Annotated in this window: 18 protein-coding genes; 9 read left to right on the top strand and 9 right to left on the bottom strand. The window is 63.9% G+C overall.

Annotated features, from left to right (window positions below; genetic code table 11):
* Positions 1–433: 433 nt before the first annotated feature.
* From BLX41_RS09095 to BLX41_RS09075, 5 genes are all read right to left on the bottom strand, one after another.
* Positions 434–892, bottom strand: a complete 459-nt coding sequence (locus tag BLX41_RS09095; RefSeq protein WP_123724601.1) for a GNAT family N-acetyltransferase — start codon at positions 890–892, stop codon at positions 434–436.
* A gap of 138 nt (positions 893–1030) precedes the next feature.
* Positions 1031–2149 (bottom strand): agmatine deiminase family protein, encoded by a 1119-nt coding sequence (locus BLX41_RS09090; RefSeq protein ID WP_123724600.1) that lies wholly within the window; start codon positions 2147–2149, stop codon positions 1031–1033.
* Between the two features lie 143 nt (positions 2150–2292).
* Complete coding sequence (locus BLX41_RS09085) at positions 2293–3414, bottom strand: extracellular solute-binding protein (protein WP_123724599.1); 1122 nt, start codon at positions 3412–3414, stop codon at positions 2293–2295.
* A gap of 1 nt (position 3415) precedes the next feature.
* Entirely contained in the window at positions 3416–4324 is a 909-nt protein-coding gene (aguB, locus tag BLX41_RS09080; RefSeq protein WP_123724598.1) for an N-carbamoylputrescine amidase, read from the bottom strand.
* Positions 4321–5379 (bottom strand): agmatine deiminase family protein, encoded by a 1059-nt coding sequence (locus BLX41_RS09075; protein WP_123724597.1) that lies wholly within the window; start codon positions 5377–5379, stop codon positions 4321–4323. The genes aguB and BLX41_RS09075 overlap by 4 nt, the downstream gene beginning before the upstream one ends.
* Before the next feature lie 136 nt (positions 5380–5515).
* Between BLX41_RS09075 and BLX41_RS09070 the strand changes: the two genes are divergently transcribed.
* Together BLX41_RS09070 and BLX41_RS09065 are read left to right on the top strand one after the other, a co-directional pair.
* The gene (locus tag BLX41_RS09070; protein ID WP_123724596.1) at positions 5516–6385 is read left to right on the top strand and encodes a LysR family transcriptional regulator; all 870 of its coding nucleotides are present in this window, start codon (positions 5516–5518) and stop codon (positions 6383–6385) included.
* A 104-nt stretch (positions 6386–6489) separates the two neighbouring features.
* A complete protein-coding gene (locus BLX41_RS09065; RefSeq protein WP_123724595.1) occupies positions 6490–7110 on the top strand; it encodes a LysE family translocator in 621 nt (206 codons plus the stop codon).
* 19 nt (positions 7111–7129) lie between these two features.
* On the opposite strand, the gene BLX41_RS09060 is transcribed toward BLX41_RS09065, so the two are convergent.
* A complete protein-coding gene (locus tag BLX41_RS09060; protein WP_123724594.1) occupies positions 7130–8011 on the bottom strand; it encodes a LysR family transcriptional regulator in 882 nt (293 codons plus the stop codon).
* 224 nt (positions 8012–8235) lie between these two features.
* On the opposite strand from BLX41_RS09060, the gene BLX41_RS09055 reads away from it, so the two are divergent.
* From BLX41_RS09055 to BLX41_RS09045, 3 genes are all read left to right on the top strand, one after another.
* Positions 8236–8946, top strand: coding sequence for a FadR/GntR family transcriptional regulator (locus BLX41_RS09055; protein WP_123724593.1), 711 nt, complete (start codon positions 8236–8238; stop codon positions 8944–8946).
* Between the two features lie 106 nt (positions 8947–9052).
* Positions 9053–10246 (top strand): L-2-hydroxyglutarate oxidase, encoded by a 1194-nt coding sequence (gene lhgO, locus BLX41_RS09050; RefSeq protein ID WP_123724592.1) that lies wholly within the window; start codon positions 9053–9055, stop codon positions 10244–10246.
* Between the two features lie 154 nt (positions 10247–10400).
* Positions 10401–11729 carry an MFS transporter gene (locus BLX41_RS09045; RefSeq protein ID WP_123724591.1) on the top strand — a complete coding sequence of 443 codons (1329 nt, stop codon included), beginning with the start codon at positions 10401–10403 and terminating at the stop codon, positions 11727–11729.
* Between the two features lie 38 nt (positions 11730–11767).
* On the opposite strand, the gene BLX41_RS09040 is transcribed toward BLX41_RS09045, so the two are convergent.
* The 3 genes from BLX41_RS09040 to mqo all read right to left on the bottom strand — a co-directional run bounded on the left by BLX41_RS09040 (position 11768) and on the right by mqo (position 15222).
* A complete protein-coding gene (locus BLX41_RS09040) occupies positions 11768–12550 on the bottom strand; it encodes a DeoR/GlpR family DNA-binding transcription regulator (protein ID WP_123724590.1) in 783 nt (260 codons plus the stop codon).
* Between the two features lie 67 nt (positions 12551–12617).
* Positions 12618–13340: a GNAT family N-acetyltransferase gene (locus BLX41_RS09035; protein ID WP_123724589.1), complete on the bottom strand. Its 723-nt coding sequence runs from the start codon at positions 13338–13340 to the stop codon at positions 12618–12620.
* A 244-nt stretch (positions 13341–13584) separates the two neighbouring features.
* Positions 13585–15222 (bottom strand): malate dehydrogenase (quinone), encoded by a 1638-nt coding sequence (gene mqo, locus BLX41_RS09030; RefSeq protein ID WP_123724588.1) that lies wholly within the window; start codon positions 15220–15222, stop codon positions 13585–13587.
* A gap of 891 nt (positions 15223–16113) precedes the next feature.
* On the opposite strand from mqo, the gene BLX41_RS09025 reads away from it, so the two are divergent.
* From BLX41_RS09025 to BLX41_RS34860, 4 genes are all read left to right on the top strand, one after another.
* The gene (locus tag BLX41_RS09025; protein WP_123724587.1) at positions 16114–16608 is read left to right on the top strand and encodes a PaaI family thioesterase; all 495 of its coding nucleotides are present in this window, start codon (positions 16114–16116) and stop codon (positions 16606–16608) included.
* A 168-nt stretch (positions 16609–16776) separates the two neighbouring features.
* Positions 16777–17283, top strand: a complete 507-nt coding sequence (locus BLX41_RS09020) for a sigma-70 family RNA polymerase sigma factor (RefSeq protein WP_102864273.1) — start codon at positions 16777–16779, stop codon at positions 17281–17283.
* Complete coding sequence (locus BLX41_RS09015) at positions 17280–18257, top strand: FecR family protein (protein WP_123724586.1); 978 nt, start codon at positions 17280–17282, stop codon at positions 18255–18257. Before BLX41_RS09020 ends, BLX41_RS09015 begins: the two co-directional genes overlap by 4 nt.
* 90 nt (positions 18258–18347) lie before the next feature.
* The coding region (locus tag BLX41_RS34860) for a hypothetical protein (RefSeq protein ID WP_259744591.1) at positions 18348–18590 on the top strand (243 nt) is incomplete at its 3' end.

The raw sequence follows: 18590 nt of genomic DNA, 5'->3' as shown, positions 1-18590 counted from the left end.
GCCCGTGAGTCATGCAGCGTCTGGGCGGACGTCTTCGCTGGCAAGCCAGCTCCTACGGGAGGTGGTGGGAGGGACGCCCCATTCCATCTTCAGGCCGGCCGCAAGGCCGCCGTCGCGCTCTTGATCTTGATCTTGATCTGAACGCCCCGTTAACCACGATGGCCGAACGCAGGCATTGAGCCGTGGGTAACCCGGCAGGGATGCCGGGTTAGCCGCCACCCGGCCAGGGATGGCCGGTGGCGGCGGCCCACGGATCAATGCCGGAGTGAGGGCATGCCGAGCCTAGGCGAGGCACCGAGTGGAGGGGCAGGAGCCTTTGGTTACTTTGGGCTCTTTCCAAAGTGACTCGCCGTAAGGGCGAAACCATAAGCCGCCGCACCCGCAGCAAAGGATATGCCCCCCCAAAAAAAAGCCCCAAAGCCCCCCCTCCGCCTCACAACCCCATTCGATACTCAATAACCCCGGGCTTGTGCGCCACCCAGTCATACAACCTCTGCGCCCGCTTGTTGCTCTCCTGGGTATGCCAATACAACCGCCCACACCGCCGCTCCCGGGCAAAGGCCTGCACCCACTCGATCAACAGTTTCCCCGCACCACTGCCCCGCACCGCAGGAGCAACATACAGGTCCTCCAGATAACAGAAGTCGGTTACCGCCCAGGTCGAACGGTGCAACACCGAGTTGACGAAACCGATCAGCTCATCACCCTGCACCGCCACCGCAGAAAACACCGGCTCCTGCGGATCGCAGAACCGCTCGAAGGCAAGCACACTGACCTGTTCGTCCAGCGTCACCTGATAGAAGTCCTGATACGCCAGCCACAGCTGCAACCACTGCTGATAATCGCCAGGCTGAATCGGCCGTATCGTCACTGCGTGTTGTTGATCACTCATTGCACTCTCCTGTTGAAAACCCACTCCAGGCGTCAGCCCCTGGGTGGTGAAGAGCGCCAGCTTATGGCTTGAATGGCGGGCTTGATCAGTCCAGTTCAATCAAAAAGAGCAGACCACTTTTGCCACCGCCTTCGAACCTCACACCTCGGGCTGCTGGTGGGTCACGCAGTGAATTCCCCCGCCTCCCGCCGCGATGGCGTCTATGTCCAACTGCACCATTTGCCGCCCGGGGTACAGGCTCTCCAGTAACGCCAGGGCCTTGGTATCCGCCGCCGGATCGCCGAACTGCGGCGCGATCACCGCGCCATTGATCACGAAATAATTGATGTAGCCCGCCGCGAAGTCCGGGTTGTCACGACTGAAGCGGCTGCGACGCGGATTGAGCGGCGGCGACAGGGTATGCACCTGGAGCTGACGCCCATCGGCATCGCTGGCATTGCGCAGGATCTCCAGGTGCTTGAGGGTCACTTGGTGGTCGTAGGAGTCCGGGTCGTTGTCGAGGTTGGCCACCACCACCCCGGGCCTGACGAAACGCGCATAGAAGTCGACGTGGGCATCGGTGATGTCCCGGCCCTTGATCCCCGGCAACCAGATGATCTTGCGCAAGCCGAGACAAGCCTTGAGTTCAGCCTCTACCTCGGCCTTGCTCCAGCCCGGGTTGCGGTTGCCGTTGATCCAGCTGCTTTCGGTCATGATCCCGGTGCCGTGTCCGTCCACTTCGAGACCGCCACCCTCACCCACCAGTTCGCTGCGCAGGTAACGGGCATCGGCGGCGTCGGCCATGTGCCGCGCCAACCGGGCATCCCGGGCATGGCGCTGCTTGTTGCCCCAGCCATTGAAGTTGAAGTCCACCGCGCCCAGTTGGCCCTGGGAGTTGGTGACGAAGTTGGCGCCGATATCGCGCATCCAGATGTCGTCCAGCTCGGTGAGCACGTAGCTGATGTTATGCGTCCCGCACAGTGTTTCGGCCAGGTCGCGCTCCTCTTCGCGGCAGAACAGGGTCAGGGGTTGATAGGCGGCGATGGCTCGGGCGATACGCCCCTGGGCCTGCTGAACGTCACGGGTGAAGTCTTCCCAGATGGCATCCTGGGCACCGAACGCCATGAAGGCCCGCTGCTGGCGATCGCCTTCGTCGGGCAGGTACCAGTCGTCCTGCTCCTGGGCCCGGGCTTGGCGGGCATCCAGCCCCAGGCGGGTCATGGCAGCGATACCGGCCAGCAGCGAGGCCTGTTTGATAAGTTCACGTCGGGTGGGCATAGGCAATTCTCTGGGTGGATGCTGAAGGGGGTACAGCAGCAGGCGATGTGCTCACAGGCGCCTTCACGGGCAAGCCCGCTCCTACCCGGACATTGTAGGAGCCGGCTTGCCGGCGAACCGCACTGCCGCCTGCCGGCACGGGTTCAGGGGCTTGGCGCTGTCGCTGTCTTGAACTTGGTCCAGGCGCGCATCCGGGCGCGCATGTCGGCCTGGGGGATGTCCCGGCCAGGGAGCAGGCGTTCGAAGCCGGCTTGATCCGGGTAGATGTCCGGGTTGTCGCGCATCAGCGGATCGACAGCGGGTCGGGCCTTGGCATTGGCCGTGGGATAGCCGGTGGAGTTGCTGATGGCCGCCATGTTCTGCGGGCGCATGACGAAGTTGATGAAGGCATAGGCGTACTCCGGGTGCCGGGCGTCCCTGGGGATCGCCATGGTGTCCATCCACACCGTGGTGCCTTCACGGGGGATGCGGTACTGGAAGTCGACCTTTTTCCCCGCGGCATCGGCAGCGCGCTGGGCCTGGGTCATGTCGCCGCTATAACCCAGGGACAGGCACAGATTGCCGTTGACCAGGTCGGTCACTGGCTGCGACTGGAATTTGCGGATGTAGGGCCGCAGCTTGCCCAGCAGTTCGCCGGCGGCTTGCAGGTCCGCCGGTTTGGCGCTGCGGGGCTCGCGCCCCAGGTAGTTGAGCGCCACCGCCAGCACTTCATCCGGCGAATCGATGACCGAGATCCCGCAGTCGGCAAACTTGCTCGCCAGCTCCGGCTTGAACAGCAGGTCCAGGCTGTTCACCGGGGCATTGGGCAGGCGCTCGGCGATCTGCTGCGCGTTATAGGTCAAGCCGATGGTGCCCCAGGTGTAGGGCACCGTCGCCTGGCTGGCACGGGGGTACTGGACACGCAGTCTTTGCAGGCCGGGTTCGATGTCGTCCTGGCCGCTCAGTTTGCTCGGGTCCAGGGTCTGCAGGCTGCCGGCGCGCATCAGCCGCTCGGCGACGGTGTCGCCGGGAAAGATCAGGTCGTAGCCGCTGCCGCCCGTCATCAGCTTGGCCTCCAGCACTTCGCTGCTTTCCATGACGTCGTAGATCACCTTGATCCCGGTTTCGGCGGTAAAGCGACTCAGGGTATCGGCGGCGAAATAGTCGGCCCAGTTGTACAGGCGCAGGGTCTTGTCCTCGGCTTCGGCCCGGGCCTGGGTCGATACCAGGGTCGCGGCGAGCAACCAGCCGAGTGCCTGCAAGCGGGGTTTGCCAGTCGGTTGCATGTCATGCCTCCCGGGTATTCCAGTGGGGGTGGATGTGTTGTCCATCGAGGCTCAGCAGTGGTCCGTACATCTCCGGGCGCCGGTCACGGAAGATGCCCCAGGTGCGGCGTTCTTCGGCCATGGCCGCCAAGTCCAGGCTGTGCAACAGCACGCCATCGGTCGTGCGGTCGGCCTCGGCCAGCAGGCGGCCCTTGTGATCACAGATAAAGGAGGAGCCATAGAAATCCATATGCAGCGCCGGATCACTGGTGGCCACTTCGCGACCGATGCGGTTGGCCGCCACCACGGGCAGCAGATTGGCCGCAGCATGTCCGCGCATGGTCATCTGCCAGTGGTCCCGTGAATCCAGGTCGGCCGCTCCCGGCTCGGTACCGATGGCCGTGGGAAACAGCAACACCTGGGCCCCTTGCAAGGCAAGGCAGCGGGCGGTCTCGGGGAACCACTGGTCCCAGCAGATGCCGATCCCCAGGCGCCCGAAAGCCGTGTCCCAGACCCGGAAACCGGTGTCGCCGGGGCTGAAGTATTCCTTCTCCTGATAACCCACGGCGTTGGGAATATGGGTCTTGCGGTACACCCCCAACAGGCGCCCGTCGGCGTCGGCGACGCTGAGGGAATTGAAGTAGGCCGTACCGGCCCGCTCGAACCAGCTCAGGGGCAGCACCACCCCCAGCTCCCGGGCCAGGGCGGCGAAGCGCTTGAGTACCCGGCTGCCGGCATAGTCCTCGGCCAGGGCCAGGTGCTGGTGCTGTTGCTCGATGCAGAAATACGGCGTGGCGAACAGTTCCTGCAGAAGGATCACCTGGGCACCTTGGGCCGCCGCTTCCCGCACCCATTGTTCGGCGCGATCGAGGTTGCCCGGCAGGTCCCAGGTGCAAGGCATCTGGATGGTAGCGACGATCAACCGGCTCATGCCTGTACCTCCAGCGGCCACAGCGGCTGCTGCTGGGTGATGCAGTGCACGCCACCGCCGCCGTGGGCCAGGTGGTTGATCCGTACCGGCACCACTTCCCGCCCGGGGAAAGCCCGGGCCAATACCTGGGCCGCCGCCTGATCGGCGGCGATGCCGTAGGCCGGCATGATCACCGCGCCATTGGCCAGGTAGAAGTTGGTGTAGGACGCGCAGAACACCTCGGCCCGGGCGTCCACCGCTGCACTGGCCTCGAACAGCTCGATCAGCTCGAAGCTGCGCCCCTGGGCATCCCGGGCCAGTTCCAGGGCCCGGCGGTTCTCGCGTACCACTTCGGCGTACACCGACTCCTGATTATGAGTAGCATCCACCAACAACACCGCCGGGCGCGCGAAGGCGCACACCCCGTCGACATGGCCATCAGTCATGTCACCCGTGACATGGTCCGGGTCACCCGGCAGCCAGATGGTCTTGCGCACCCCCAGCAAACGACTGAAGACGTCCTCGATCTCGGCCTTGCTCAGGCCCGGGTTGCGATTGGGGTTGAGCAGCACCGACTCGGTGGTGATCAGGGTGCCCTCGCCGTCCACGTGGATGGCCCCGCCTTCGTTGGCCAGCGGGCTACCGAAACTGGGCCGCCCCAGCTCGTCCAGCAGGCGCCGGGCCAGGCTGCGATCCAAGTCGTGGGCCGACTTGTCGCCCCAGGCATTGAAGCGCCAACTGACCCCGGCCAGTCCCTGCTGCGGATGGCAGATAAAGCTCGGCCCGGAGTCGCGGCACCAGCTGTCATTCACCGCCTGGGGAATCAGCTCGATATTGCCGCCGCACAGCGCGCGGGCACTGTCCAGGGCCGCCGGGTCCACCACCAGTTTCACCGGCTCGAAGCGGGCAATGGCATTGGCCACCCGAGCGAAATCCGCCTGCACCTCGGCCAGGGTCACGCCCCAGACCGACTCCCACAGCGCCTGATTGTGGGGCCAGACCATCCAGGTCGCGGCGTGGGGCGCCCACTCGGCGGGCATCCTCCAACCCTGGGTTTGACTGTGATTGCTCGGCATGGGGCTGCACCTCTCAAGTAAGGTTTTGTTATCAATCGACCAACAGAGTCGAACCATGGCGTCCATGCTATGGCTTTGAAAAACCCTCAACAAACGATAGATTTAGCGCAATTCTGATCAGCAAGGCTTATCAATCATGTTGAAACACTGGCCTCCCCTGAATGCCCTGCGCGGCTTCGAAGCCGCCGCGCGCCTGGGCAGTTTCCACAAGGCCGCGCAAGAACTGCACCTCACCCAGTCGGCCATCAGCCAGCAGATCCGCAGCCTGGAAACCTTTCTCGAACAGCCGCTGTTCTACCGCAGCGGCCGCAGCGTCACCCTCACCGATGCCGGGCATGACCTGCGCAGCACCACCCAGTCCTTGCTACAGCAACTGGCGGTGGGCATCCGCCGTCTCGAGCAGTACCGCAAGCCCAACCAATTGGTGGTCAACACCAGCCCGGCCTTTGCCCGTCACTGGTTGCTGCCACGCCTGGGGGAGTTCCATCGCCTGCACCCCGAGGTGGACCTGTGGCTGTTCACCAGCTTCGAGCCGCCGGACATGAGCACCCAGACCATCGACCTGACCCTGCGCGATGACCTCAGCGCCCAGGCCGAGTGCAGCTACCTGGAGCTGTACCGCGATCGCCTGTACCCGGCCTGTCACCCGTCCCTGCTGGAGCAGCCCCGGGAGCTGCGCACCACCTTGCATGGCGAACGGGAAATGGACTGGAGCCACTGGGTGGTGGAAGGCGGTGCAGACATCGGCCAGCGCAGCAACGGCCTGAACTTTTCCGATCCCGGGTTGCTCCTGGACGCCGCCTGCTCCGGTCACGGGATTGCCCTGGTCAGCCAGTTGCTGGCGCAACAGGCCCGCCGCCAGGACCTGCTGGTGCCTCTATGCGATCAGAGCGTGCGCGGCCCGACCTGGTCCTGGCTGGTTCATCGGGACAGCGAGGGCAGTGCGCTGACCCGTAGCTTCTGTGAGTGGTTGCAGGGAGCGCTGCCGCACTCGAACGAGGACTGAACGCCGACTTGCAAAACCGCTTTCCATTCCTGGCGGTAACCCCAGCCACGGTGGCGTCTTAAGCTGGCACCGGTGCAATCCGCACCGCCCCTGAGGAGCCTTCCGTGCCACCTGTATCCGACATCAACTGGCCGCTGTGGCTGTCCACCATGCTGCCCATGGCCCTGAGCGCCGGACCCGGCAACCTGATGGTGGCCAGCTCCGGCGCCCAGAGCGGCGTGCGCCGTTCCCTGCGCTTTATTCTCGGGCTCGACCTGACCTATCTGCTGCTGGCCCTGCTGGTGGGGTTGGGGCTGTATCACAGCCTCGCGAACCAGCCGCAGTTGCTGTGGGGGCTGCGGGTCGCCGGCAGCCTGTATATTTTCTGGCTGGGCCTGCGCCTGTTACTGCGGCCTTTGCGCAAGCCCGGCGAGGGTGCAGCAGCGCTGCAGTTTCGTGACGGCGTGATACTGCAACTGGGCAATGTGCAGGGCCTGGTGATGTTGCTGGTGATGTTCTCTACCTTCAGCCCGGGCACCGATGCAGGTAGCGCCGTGGTGCCGCTGCTCAGCGTTGCACTGATTGCAGTGAATCTATTGGGTCACCTGCTCTGGGCCTGCCTGGGTGCAAGCCTGCAAGGGCTGCTACGCAGCCGGCCACGCTTGCTGCTGGCGCAGAACGCCCTGTTTGGACTGATATTGATGACGGTAGCGATCTGGATCTTCCTGCGCCAAGGCACTGCCTGATCCGGGTGGATGCGCCCCCTCACTCCCCGTGCAAGCCGTGGCGCGCCAGCAAGTCGCCGAGAAACGCCACCACCCGATCAACCCGCTCCTGGCCCTGGGTCGCCAGGTTGCGCAACAGCCAGATATCCGCCCGGTGCGGCGCCATCTGCGGCAACACCCGGCACAAGCCCAAGGGTTCGGCGATGTAGGCCGGCAAGGCGGCGATCCCCAGGTCCGCCTGCACCGCCTTGAGCTGCGCCTCCAGATTGCCGGTGCGCATCCACAACGGCTGGCCGCCGCTGAGCTGGTCCAGCCAACGGGCCAGGGGCATGTGCGCCAGGGACTCGTTCCAGCCGATCAGCGAGTGCTGGCGCAACTGCCCGGGTTCGTCGGGACAACCCTGGGTGGCCGCATAGCCCTGGGAACAGAACAGCGCCTGGGTCAGTGCGCCCACCCGGCGCAGAGTGAAGTTGCCGGCTTCGGGCCGATGCAGGCGCACCAGCACATCACTGTGACTCTGGGTCAGCTTCACCGAGCGCGCCGAATTGACGAAATCGAAGCTGATCTGCGGGTGGCGTGCGCGAAACTCCGCCAGGGCGGGAATGATCAGGTGGCTGCCCATCAGCTCCGGGCAGTCAATGCGCACGACCCCGGCCATGCGCGCGCCGGGCTGGGACATCTGGCGCTCCATCAGGCGAAAACGCTCCTCGGTTTCAAGCGCCATGGGCAACAGGGCTCGACCGGCCTCGGTGAGGAAATAGCCTTGGGTGTTCTTCACAAACAACAGCGTGCTCAACGCCTCTTCCAGCATCAGGATCTTGCGCGAGACCGTCGACGCCGAGACCTTCAGCGCCTGCCCTGCATCGGTGATGTTGTTGGCGTTGGCCACGGCAATGAAAATCCGCAGATCATCCCAGTTCACGCGTACCTGCCCTATCCATGAAGACCCAAGCGCGGAATCTTATGCGAAATCACCCGCCCGGTGCCCGGGGTTTTACGCAGCGCCATCGCGTTGAAATCCAGGCACCGCCTGCTGATTCGGAGCCGCAACCCACCGGCCGGCAAGGGCGCTGTCCTGTGGGTTTTTCTTGACAGCGAAAAATCCCAACGGCTATTGTCTGACAACCTGACTACCAAGGTTTCTCCATGCTTGAACTCCAGCGTCCCGACTCTCTCGTTGTGCGTGTGGTCAATGCGATCCGCACCGAGATCGACTCCGGCCGCCTGGCTCCCGAGTCGCGCCTGCCCACTGAACAGCAACTGGCCGAGCAGCTGAATGTCAGCCGCTCGGTGGTGCGTGAAGCCATTGCCCAGCTCAAGGCCGATGGCGTGCTGATCGCCCGGCGCGGCCTGGGGTCGTACATTTCCAAGACCCCTGCCGGAACGGTGTTCCGCTTCCCCCAGGCCGATGGACGCCTGCCGGATCTGGCGCAGATGTTTGAAATGCGCCTGTGGATCGAAACCCAGGCCGCGTCGATTGCCGCCCAGCGCCGCGATGCTGCCGATCTGCAGCGCATGCAGGACGCCCTGCAGGAAATGCACGACAAGCGCAGCGATTTCGACGCTGCTGCCTTGGCCGACGTGGAGTTTCACCGGGCCATCGCCGAAGCCAGCAAGAACGACTACTTCGTGGCCTTCCATGACTTTTTGCGCAGCCAGTTGGCCAGCGCCCGCAAGACCGCCTGGGAAAACTCGGCGCGGCGCCAGGTCGGCGGCTCCGCCGATGCGACCCAGGAACACCAGGCGCTGTACCAGGCCATTGCCGCCGGCGATCGTCAGGCCGCCGCCGGTTGTGCCGATGCTCACTTGCGTGCCGCGGCCAAGCGCCTGGGCCTGGAGTTGCCTACTCTCGATTGAACACAGCTACAGAACGCAGGCAACACGCCTGCGTTTTTGTCGGCCTACTTAGTCTGACAACCTGATAACCAGACCTGAAACGTATTGATCCAAGGTACCCAGAACCATGATTTACGACTTTTGCATCATCGGCGGCGGCATCGTCGGACTGGCCACGGCCATGGAGATCCTCAAGCGCCAGCCCGGCGCTTCGCTGGTGATCCTGGAAAAGGAAAACGTCCTGGCCAAGCACCAGACCGGGCACAACAGCGGGGTGATCCACGCCGGCATCTACTACGCGCCCGGCAGCCTCAAGGCCGATCTGTGCAAACGCGGCGCCGAGGCCACCAAACAGTTCTGCAGCGAGCACGGGATCAAGTTCGAGGTCTGCGGCAAGGTGCTGGTGGCCTCCAACGCCCTGGAAGTGCAGCGCATGGAAGCCCTGTACCAACGCTCGCAACAGAACGGCCTGAAGGTGGAGCGCCTGGACGCCGAGCAACTGCGTCAGCGTGAGCCGAACATCGTCGGCCTCGGCGGGCTGTTCCTCGACGCCACCGGCATCGTCGACTACCGCGAAGTCTGCGAAACCATGGCCCGGGTGATCCGCCGCGACGGCGGAGAAATCTGCCTCAGCCAGACCGTCACCGCGATCCAGGAAAGCGCCGACAGCGTCACGGTCAACAGCCATGGCGGCAACTGGCAGGCGAAGAAACTGGTGGTCTGTGCCGGCCTGCAATCGGATCGCCTGGCGACCCTGGCCGGGGTGAAAATCGACCACCAGATCATCCCCTTCCGCGGCGAATACTTCCGTCTGCCGGCCTCGAAGAACAACATCGTCAATCACCTGATCTACCCGATCCCCGATCCGGAGTTGCCATTCCTCGGCGTGCACCTGACCCGCATGATCGACGGCAGCGTCACCGTCGGCCCCAACGCGGTGCTGGGTCTGGGCCGGGAGAACTACAAGAAGTTCTCCATCAACTGGCGTGACGTGGCGCAGTACGCCAGCTTCCCCGGCTTCTGGAAAACCATCTGGCAGAACCTGGGTTCCGGCACCTCCGAGATGAAGAATTCACTGTTCAAGTCCGGCTACCTGGAACAGTGCCGCAAGTACTGCCCGTCCCTGGAAGTCTCCGACCTGCTGCCCTACGAGGCGGGGATTCGCGCCCAGGCAGTGATGCGTGACGGCAGCCTGGTGCACGACTTCCTGTTTGCCCAGACCCCACGCATGTTGCACGTATGCAACGCGCCCTCGCCCGCCGCCACTTCGGCGATTCCCATTGGTTCGATGATTGCCGACAAGATTTTCAAGGCCGACTGAAACCCTGCGCATTACGCCTTCACATTCAGCGCTCCGGCACTGTCTGCGGGGCCCCGTGTCGCCGAAATACCCCTCGGCAGTCCCTTTGGAGCACACCGAGCAAGACCCGCGTCAACTCGACAATAAATACAATGATTCATGAGGAAGTACGGAAATGAGCGCAGTTGAAACCAGCAGTACTGCAGCGGAAACCCCACAACAAACCAAGAAACGCCTGCGCAAGGTCGCGGCGGCCACCATCTTCGGCTCGATGCTGGAGTGGTACGACTTCTACCTCTACGCCACCATGGCGGCCATCGTCTTCTCGAAGATCTTCTTCGATAACAGCAACCCGAAAAGCGCCACGCTGATGGCCTTCTCCACCTTTGCCATCGGCTTTATCGCCCGTCCTTTCGGCGGCATCCTGTTCGGCTACCTGGGGGACAAGTTCGGCCGCAAGCAGGTGTTGGTACTGACCTTCTGCCTGATGGGCGTATGCACCGCACTGATCGGCCTGATCCCCAGCTACGCCTCCATCGGCATCTGGGCACCGATCCTGCTGGTGGCGATCCGCATCATCCAGGGCCTGGGGGCCGGCGCCGAACTGTCCGGCGCAGCGGTCACCTCCTATGAACACGCCAGCGAAGGCAAACGCGGCAGCCAGGGTGCCTGGCCGGCGCTGGGGCTGAACCTGGGCCTGCTGCTGTCGTCGCTGACCATTTACCTGTTGACCATCAACGGCAACGACTTCCTCCTGGCCGGCGGCTGGCGCATTCCCTTCGTGTGCAGCATCGTCCTGGTGGCGGTCGGCCTGTGGGTGCGCAACAGCATTCCGGAAACCCCGGAGTTCAAGGAGCTGAGCAAGGAAAGTCAGAAGGCCAAGCCCTCGCCCCTCAAGGCACTGTTCAAGAACGACCTCAAGGGCCTGGCGGTGGTGTTCTTCGTCGCCATTGGCTACAACGCCCTGAGCTACATCTTCAAGACCTTCTCCCTGGCCTACCTGACCCAGTACAAGAATGTCGATGTGCACGTCACCTCGCTGTCGGTGACCATCGCCAGCCTGATCGCCATCGTCGCCGTGCCCTTCTTCGGCTGGCTCTGCGACAAGTGGAGCAGCAAGACGGTACTGATTCTGGGCGGGGTGTTCTCGCTGCTGTTCGCCTACCCGTTCCTGGCCCTGCTCAACACCGGCGAGAGCCTGATGATCTACATCGCCATCGGTGTCGGTACCGGCATCCTGGCGCCGATGATGTTCGCGCCCCAGGGTTCGTTCCTCAGCCGCCAGTTCCCCACCGCGACCCGTTCCTCGGGCTTTGGCACCGGGCGCGAGATCGGCACCGCCATTGCCGGCGGCCTGGCCCCGCTGGGGGCCCTGTCCCTGGTCACCGCGTCAGCCACCCACTCCACCGACGGCGTGGTGATCATTCTCGCCGTCTCCGCCGTGCTGGTGATGGTGTTTGCCCTCTTCGACCAGGGGCGCAAGCACTCGGCGTTCAAGAACTGACAGCCCGTTGAGCCGTCCACAGCCCGTCCTGGGGCGGCTCAAGCCAGCAGCACCTCGATCCCCAACTGGCGATAACCTTCGATATCCACCTCTGGCACTTCCCGCTCGGTCACCAGCCGCTGCAGACGGTTGCACGGCACCACGACGAAGGGCTCCATGGCCCCGAGCTTGTCGGCGGTGGTCACGGCAATGACCTCACTGGCGCTATCGAACATCGCCTGCTTGATCGGCACCTCGTCAAAATGCAGGGAGCTGATGCCGATCTCCGGGTGGATCGCGCAGACGCCGGTGAACATAAGGTCGGCCTTGATGCCCTGGATCATCCGCAGTGCTTCATGGCCGCTGGCGGACAGGGTTGCCGGGTTGAGCTGGCCACCGGCGAGAATCACCCTGACCTTGGGGTACTCGGCCAGGGCCACGGCAATCATCGGCGAGGCGGTGACCGCGGTCAGGCTGATGCCCGCCGGCAGCGACTGGGCGATGTGCAGGGTGGTGGAGCCGGAATCGAACAGCACCGTCTGGCCATCGCGCACCCACTGCACGGCGAACTGCGCCAGGCGCACTTTCGCCTCGCTGGTTTCGCCAACCCGAGTGAAGTAGTCCTTGCCGCTGTCCTTGGGCCGGGGCAGCGCACCGCCATGGACCCGTTGCACCAGGCCGCCGGCATCCAGCTCTGCCAGATCGCGGCGGATGGTGTCTTCGGACACTGCGAAATGCCGGCTCAGTTCGGCGGCCATGACCTTGCCGTCACGCTCCAGCAGCAAGAGGATTTTTTGCCTACGCAAGGATGGCAGCTCGGCCGCCGGGTGCTGATTCTGCATGCTAATGCCCGCTAATGCGTGTTTTCGCAAGATTAAACAGGCATCCGGGCAAAGACAAGCAAGCCGATCAGTTGATCAAGTGCGGCGCCCGCGAGTTGTACAGGGCCGCTTCCCCGAGGCGCTCACACACCAGTGCCCGGGCCTGGCGGGTCATCTGGTCCAGCTGGCGGTCGCGCTTTTTCTCCGCTTCCAGCATGGCCTTGCGCCCGTGCTGGGCCAGCAGGTAGGTGTGGATCTGCCGCACTTCCACCGACTGGTAGATCGGTGCCACATCCAGCACCGCCAGCAGGCCATCGCTGCCGTGGTCCCGGGTGTTCATCAGCACCTGCGGGCCGCGGGCGCCCAGCAACTGGAAGCCCAGGGCCTCGAAACACCCCACCTTGGCCACGTTGCAGGCAAGTTCCGCATGGGGGTAACGCGCCAGCATGGCTTGCAGCATCTGCCGGGCAATGCCCTGGCGCCGATGGCCTTGCAGCACCGCCATGTAAGCCACGGCGCAGGCCTGGGGATCGTCCTTGACCGGCAGGTACAGGGTGAAACCCAGCACCTGGTCGGGGGCCTGCGGGTCGGTGGCCACCACCAGCTCCACCGCGATCCCCCGGGAACCGTCCATGGCCTGCAGGTACAGGTGCACCTCATAGCCGACGCCGTACTGGTACAGGTTGTACAGCGGATTGCTCGGGGCGATGGCCACCGCGCTGACGTCGGTGATGTAGTCCACCACCATCTGCTGGATCTGGCTCTGGATGGCTTCGGGCGGTGGGGCTTGGAACAGGGTGATGCTGGACATCGAGGCGGTGACTCCGAGGGTTGGGGCATGCCCGGCTACGGCGGGCGCGCCATGATAACCCGGCGCGGGTGACACAGGCGCACAACCGGGCAGCGCATCGGGCGCGTGCATCGGCGAAAAAGCGCGGATGGGATCGGGAGAAAGAGACTGGCTGGCTGCGGCCATGGCCGCAACCGGCAGAGGATACGGATGCACCAGGGCATCCGCGGTGCCCCGCCCGACGAACGCGGGCGGGGCCGAGGGCTTACAGCGCCATGTCGGCCGCTGGGTTGCTCTCTGGCTTGGCCATGCTGGCCGGAGCCTGAGGTGCAGCGCCCTTGACCGGTGGTGGCGGGGTCAACTGCAGCACTTCGGCGGTGTAGGCCCATTCTTTGGCCACACGCTCAGGGCTGTCGTTCAGGGCAGTACCGTAGCTCGGTACGATCTGGTGCAGTTTTTCCTGCCAGGCCGGAGTCGCCACTTTGTCCTTGAACACCTTTTCCAGCACGCTGAGCATGATCGGCGCGGCGGTCGAGGCACCTGGGGAAGCGCCCAGCAGGCCGGCGATGCTGCCGTCCTGGGAAGCAACGATCTCGGTGCCCAGTTTCAGCACGCCGCCCTTCTCTTCGTCACGCTTGATGATCTGCACGCGCTGACCGGCCTGCCACAGACGCCAGTCTTCCTGCTTGGCGTTGGGGAAGTATTCCTTCAGGGCGGCGAAGCGGTCGTCATCCGACAGCATCAGCTGGCCGGCCAGGTATTCCACCAACGGGTACTGCTCGATACCGACTTTGGTCATCGGCCAGAAGTTGTGGGTAGTGGTGCTGGTCAGCAGGTCGAAGTACGAACCTTCCTTGAGGAACTTGGTGGAGAAGGTGGCGAATGGGCCGAACAGGATGACCCGCTTGCCGTCCAGCACGCGAGTGTCCAGGTGCGGAACCGACATCGGCGGAGCGCCCACCGAAGCCTTGCCGTAGGCCTTGGCCAGATGCTGCTCGGCCACGCTGGCATTCTCGGTCACCAGGAACGAGCCACCCACCGGGAAGCCGGCGTATTCGTTGGCTTCAGGAATGCCCGACTTCTGCAGCAGGTGCAGGGCACCGCCGCCGGCGCCGATGAACACGAACTTGGCGTCGGTTTCGGTTTTCGAACCGTCCTTGAGGTTCTTGTAGGTCACGCGCCACGAGCCGTCTTTGTTGCGCTCGATGTCCTGCACTTCGCTGGACAGCTTGAGGGCAAAGTTCGGCTGGGCTTGCAGGTGGGCAACGAACTGGCGAGTGATCTCGCCGAAGTTGACGTCGGTGCCGATCGGGGTCCAGGTCGCAGCGATCTTCTGCGCCGGATCACGACCTTCCATCATCAGTGGAACCCACTTCTTGATCTGCTCGGCGTCTTCGGAGTACTGCATGCCGCTGAACAGCGGGCTGGCCTGCAGGGCCTCGTAGCGGGCCTTGAGGAACTTGATGTTGTCATCGCCCCAGACGAAGCTCATGTGCGGCGTGGAGTTGATGAACGAACGCGGGTTCTTCAGCACGTCGTTCTTGACCTGCCACGACCAGAACTGCCGGGAAATCTGGAACGCTTCGTTGATCTCGATGGCCTTGGCGATCTCGATCTTGCCGTCCTTGCCTTCCGGGGTGTAGTTCAGCTCGGCCAAAGCGGAGTGACCGGTACCGGCGTTGTTCCAGCCGTTGGAGCTTTCTTCAGCCACGCCATCCAGGCGCTCAACCATCTCCATGGACCAATCGGGCTGCAGCTCATTGAGCCAGACCCCGAGGGTCGAACTCATGATGCCGCCACCGATCAGCAGCACATCCACTTTCTTCGGCTCAGCCGCGTGCGCGGACGTGAGGCCTATCGACATCGCCAGCCCGATCAGGGCCGTGTTCACTTTCTTCAACATTCTGTAGTACCTACGATAGAACGCCATCCGCCGCCCCATCCTCGATCCTGCGAACTCAGTGCATTGCGAAACAGGCATTTCGCAGGTACTGGATGAACGCATTCAAAAGAACTGGAGGGTGGGCACACAAGGCCGACGAGACTGGCTCGACCTCAGTTTTATATCGCTCCGGCGCTGACTTCTTGTCGTTTTTGGCTTCAGCTACTTGAGTGACACTTGTTTCTCAGGACACGTCACGGGACGCAAACCAACGGGCAAAAACGCCCCACTCCTTTTCATCGACACCGGACTGGGCTCGACGCACAACACTGACACCCGTCTACACGGGGCCAGCAGGACAAAGAAGGGTCGGGGTCAACCAAAAGAGGTAGACGAACACTGCCTGACATTGCATTCGGCGAGTTTGCCCAGACACTCCCGCTCGCTTGCAAGGACCCGATCAGGCCACTTGAAGCAAAGCATAGGGGAGGTATTTCTGCACAAACGATGAACCGATTCAGCGCAAGAATATCATTACGGCATCAGCCTGTCTTGGCCGGAGCGGCTGTCCCGGCCCTCGGAAAAACCGCGACGCACCAGGGTCTGTACGAAAGCTGCCGAGCAAAGATCAGGCAAGGCAAAAACAGGCGAGGAAGCGGAGTGTAGGGGCCTACATGAGCATTCCGAGCCTGTTTCTACGTAGCGCCGAAGGCGCGTAGTGCGCAGCATGATCGAAGCGCAGGTAGTTTTCGTACAGAGCCTACGACACTCGCCACAATTAATGCGTCACAAAGACACTGGCCGGCCGCTACGCCGCGGCACTGCACTGAGCCTTGGCGGTCAGCAATGGCACAGGCATCATGACCGGCTGCAAGACCTGCCAGACCATCGTCAAGGACAAGAAGAACAACCATGCACGAGACTTCCCTGCAAGACACCACCGCCCCCGAGGGCGTCTGTTTCGGCTGCGGCAGCAGCAACCACCACGGCCTGCACATCAAGAGCCACTGGCATGAAGACGGTGTGCACGTGGTCGCCGAGCACCTGCCCGACGCCAAGTACTGCGGCTGGCCGGACCTGGTCTACGGCGGCCTGATCGCCATGCTGGTGGACTGCCACTCCAACTGGACCGCCATGGCCTACCACTACCGCAACGAACAGCGCGAGCCCGGCAGCCTGCCACGCATCGACTGCGTCACCGGCAACCTGGGCATCAAGTTCATCAAGCCCACCCCCATGGGCGTGCCCCTGACCCTGCGCGCCAGGGTCGAGGGTGAAGTAGGCCGCAAGAGCCAGGTGATCTGCGAGGTGTATGCCGGCGATGTGCTGACCGCCATTGGCGATTCGGTCTTCGTGCGGGTCGATACCGGACAGCTGGCCGCCGCTGCGCATGGTCGTGAAAGCTGACTGGACAGCAGTCCCGCACCTGAGATCGGCAGGCGTGTCCAGCCACTCCTGCCCTTCCATAGCGCCATGATCGGCGAGAACTTCAGCGCTCACATGCAACGATTGCGGTCCTCCGGCGCGCCCCTGTACTATTGAGAACGATTCACACTCACATCTCGGCAGGCAACGGTGCATTCATCTTCGAGCAACAAGCTGGGCTTCTTTTTCAGCGACCATCACCGTTGGCTGCTGCAGCATATTCACAGGCGCCTGGGCAACCGCGCCGACGCCGAAGACACCGCCGCCGACACCTTCTGCCAGTTGCTCGCGGCCGAGGTCGACCCGGACAGCATCGAGCAGCCACGGGCCTACCTGTCCACCATCGCCAGGCGTTTGATGTTCGATCGCCATCGCCGACGCCAGCTGGAACAGGCCTACCTGCAACGCTTGTCTGCCCTGCCGGAACTGCTGGCACCCTCCCCCGAGGAACAGTTGCTGCTGGTCGAGGCCCTGGTGGCCATCGACCGGGCGCTGGACGGCCTGCCACTGATCGTCAAGACCGCGTTTCTCTACAGCCAGCTCGATGGCCTGAGCTACGTGGCCATCGCCCGCAAGCTGGAGTTGTCCGAACGCACCGTCAGCCGCTACATGAAGCAGGCCCTGCGCCAGTGCTACCTGAGTGAGCTGGCCCTGTGAGCCGGCAACCCCTGGACCCGCTGACCGAACAGGCCATCGACTGGATGGTGCGGCTGCGCGCCGGCGACCCGGACCCGCGCCTGGAGCAGGCCCTGGCCACCTGGCTGGCCAGCGACCCGGCCCACGCCCAGGCCTGGAATCACCTGCAGGAACGGCTTGGCACATCATTCAATACCTTGCGTGCTCTCGACCGACGCCTGCCAGGGCAGGCTGGCGAAGCCCGACAACTGCTGCTCGGCCCCCACCGCTCACGACGCCAACTGTTGCGCGGCCTGGCCGGACTCGGCCTGCTGGGCGGCGGCCTGTGGCTGGGGGCCCAGACTCGGTATGGCGAAACCCTGCTGGCGGATGTCAGTACCGGCCGCGGCCAGCGCCGGGACTTCACCCTGGCCGACGGCAGCCGCCTGAGCCTGAACGCCGACAGCGCCGTGGACCTGCGCTTCGACGACCAGCAACGACTGGTGATCCTGCGCCATGGCGAGTTGCTGATCCAGGTGGCCGCCGACCCGCGGCGACCACTGCGAGTGCGCAGCGCCCAGGGCCAGGTCCAGGCCTTGGGCACCCGTTTCCTGGTGAGCCAGGAAGCCGCTGCCACCCGGGTTGTCGTGCTGGAGCACTCGGTGCGGCTGCGCCTGTTGACGGGCGATGAACGCGATCTGCAACAGGGCCAGGCCGCCCTGCTGCACCCCGAACGTATCGAACTGCTGGATCAGGACCAGCGGTATCGCGGCGATTGGCTCAACGGTCGCCTCAACGTACTGGATGACTCCCTGGAGCAGGTGATCGCCGCCCTGCGCCCTTACTGCCGGGGCTACGTGCGGGTAGCCCCGTCGGTCGGCCATCTCCGGGTGCAGGGCGTGTTCCCTCTGGATCAGCCGGAACGAGCCCTCAGCGCCCTGGCGGAGACCCTGCCGATCAGGATCGATCGCTACAGCCCCTGGCTCACACTGATCCGCCCCCGGAACCAAGAATGAATATTTTTTGAAAATCACTCTTATTTGTGTCCGGTTTTCATTTCTTGTCCCACCTATCTCCTGACACGCCAACACAATCAGGAGAATTCCGTGCGCAACCCTTGGTTCCATGTCCTTCCCGCTGCCTTCGCCGTGGCTGCCCTGAACAGCCAGGCCCAGGAGCAGCTCCAGTCGTTCAACTTGCCGGCGGCCCCCCTGGCCGTGACGCTCAACGCCATCGCTGGCCAGAGCGGCGCCGTGCTGGCCCTGGAACCGGCGCTGGTGCAAGGCAAGCAAGCCCCGGCGGTGATGGGCCGGATGACTGCGCTGCAGGCCATGCACAGCGCGCTGGTC

This window comes from Pseudomonas protegens, from assembly GCF_003732485.1.
In the GTDB taxonomy this organism is placed as follows: domain Bacteria; phylum Pseudomonadota; class Gammaproteobacteria; order Pseudomonadales; family Pseudomonadaceae; genus Aquipseudomonas; species Aquipseudomonas protegens_B.
The sequence above is the reverse complement of the archived record's forward strand: the minus strand, read 5'-3'. Positions and strand labels throughout refer to the sequence as shown.

What these genes read in the sequence shown, in the direction of transcription:
- BLX41_RS09095 (WP_123724601.1), bottom strand. Translation starts at nt 892, where the DNA reads ATGAGTGATCAACAACACGCAGTGACGATACGGCCGATTCAGCCTGGC.
- BLX41_RS09090 (WP_123724600.1), bottom strand. Translation starts at nt 2,149, where the DNA reads ATGCCCACCCGACGTGAACTTATCAAACAGGCCTCGCTGCTGGCCGGT.
- BLX41_RS09085 (WP_123724599.1), bottom strand. Translation starts at nt 3,414, where the DNA reads ATGCAACCGACTGGCAAACCCCGCTTGCAGGCACTCGGCTGGTTGCTC.
- aguB (WP_123724598.1), bottom strand. Translation starts at nt 4,324, where the DNA reads ATGAGCCGGTTGATCGTCGCTACCATCCAGATGCCTTGCACCTGGGAC.
- BLX41_RS09075 (WP_123724597.1), bottom strand. Translation starts at nt 5,379, where the DNA reads ATGCCGAGCAATCACAGTCAAACCCAGGGTTGGAGGATGCCCGCCGAG.
- BLX41_RS09070 (WP_123724596.1), top strand. Translation starts at nt 5,516, where the DNA reads ATGTTGAAACACTGGCCTCCCCTGAATGCCCTGCGCGGCTTCGAAGCC.
- BLX41_RS09055 (WP_123724593.1), top strand. Translation starts at nt 8,236, where the DNA reads ATGCTTGAACTCCAGCGTCCCGACTCTCTCGTTGTGCGTGTGGTCAAT.
- lhgO (WP_123724592.1), top strand. Translation starts at nt 9,053, where the DNA reads ATGATTTACGACTTTTGCATCATCGGCGGCGGCATCGTCGGACTGGCC.
- BLX41_RS09045 (WP_123724591.1), top strand. Translation starts at nt 10,401, where the DNA reads ATGAGCGCAGTTGAAACCAGCAGTACTGCAGCGGAAACCCCACAACAA.
- BLX41_RS09040 (WP_123724590.1), bottom strand. Translation starts at nt 12,550, where the DNA reads ATGCAGAATCAGCACCCGGCGGCCGAGCTGCCATCCTTGCGTAGGCAA.
- BLX41_RS09035 (WP_123724589.1), bottom strand. Translation starts at nt 13,340, where the DNA reads ATGTCCAGCATCACCCTGTTCCAAGCCCCACCGCCCGAAGCCATCCAG.
- mqo (WP_123724588.1), bottom strand. Translation starts at nt 15,222, where the DNA reads ATGTTGAAGAAAGTGAACACGGCCCTGATCGGGCTGGCGATGTCGATA.
- BLX41_RS09025 (WP_123724587.1), top strand. Translation starts at nt 16,114, where the DNA reads ATGCACGAGACTTCCCTGCAAGACACCACCGCCCCCGAGGGCGTCTGT.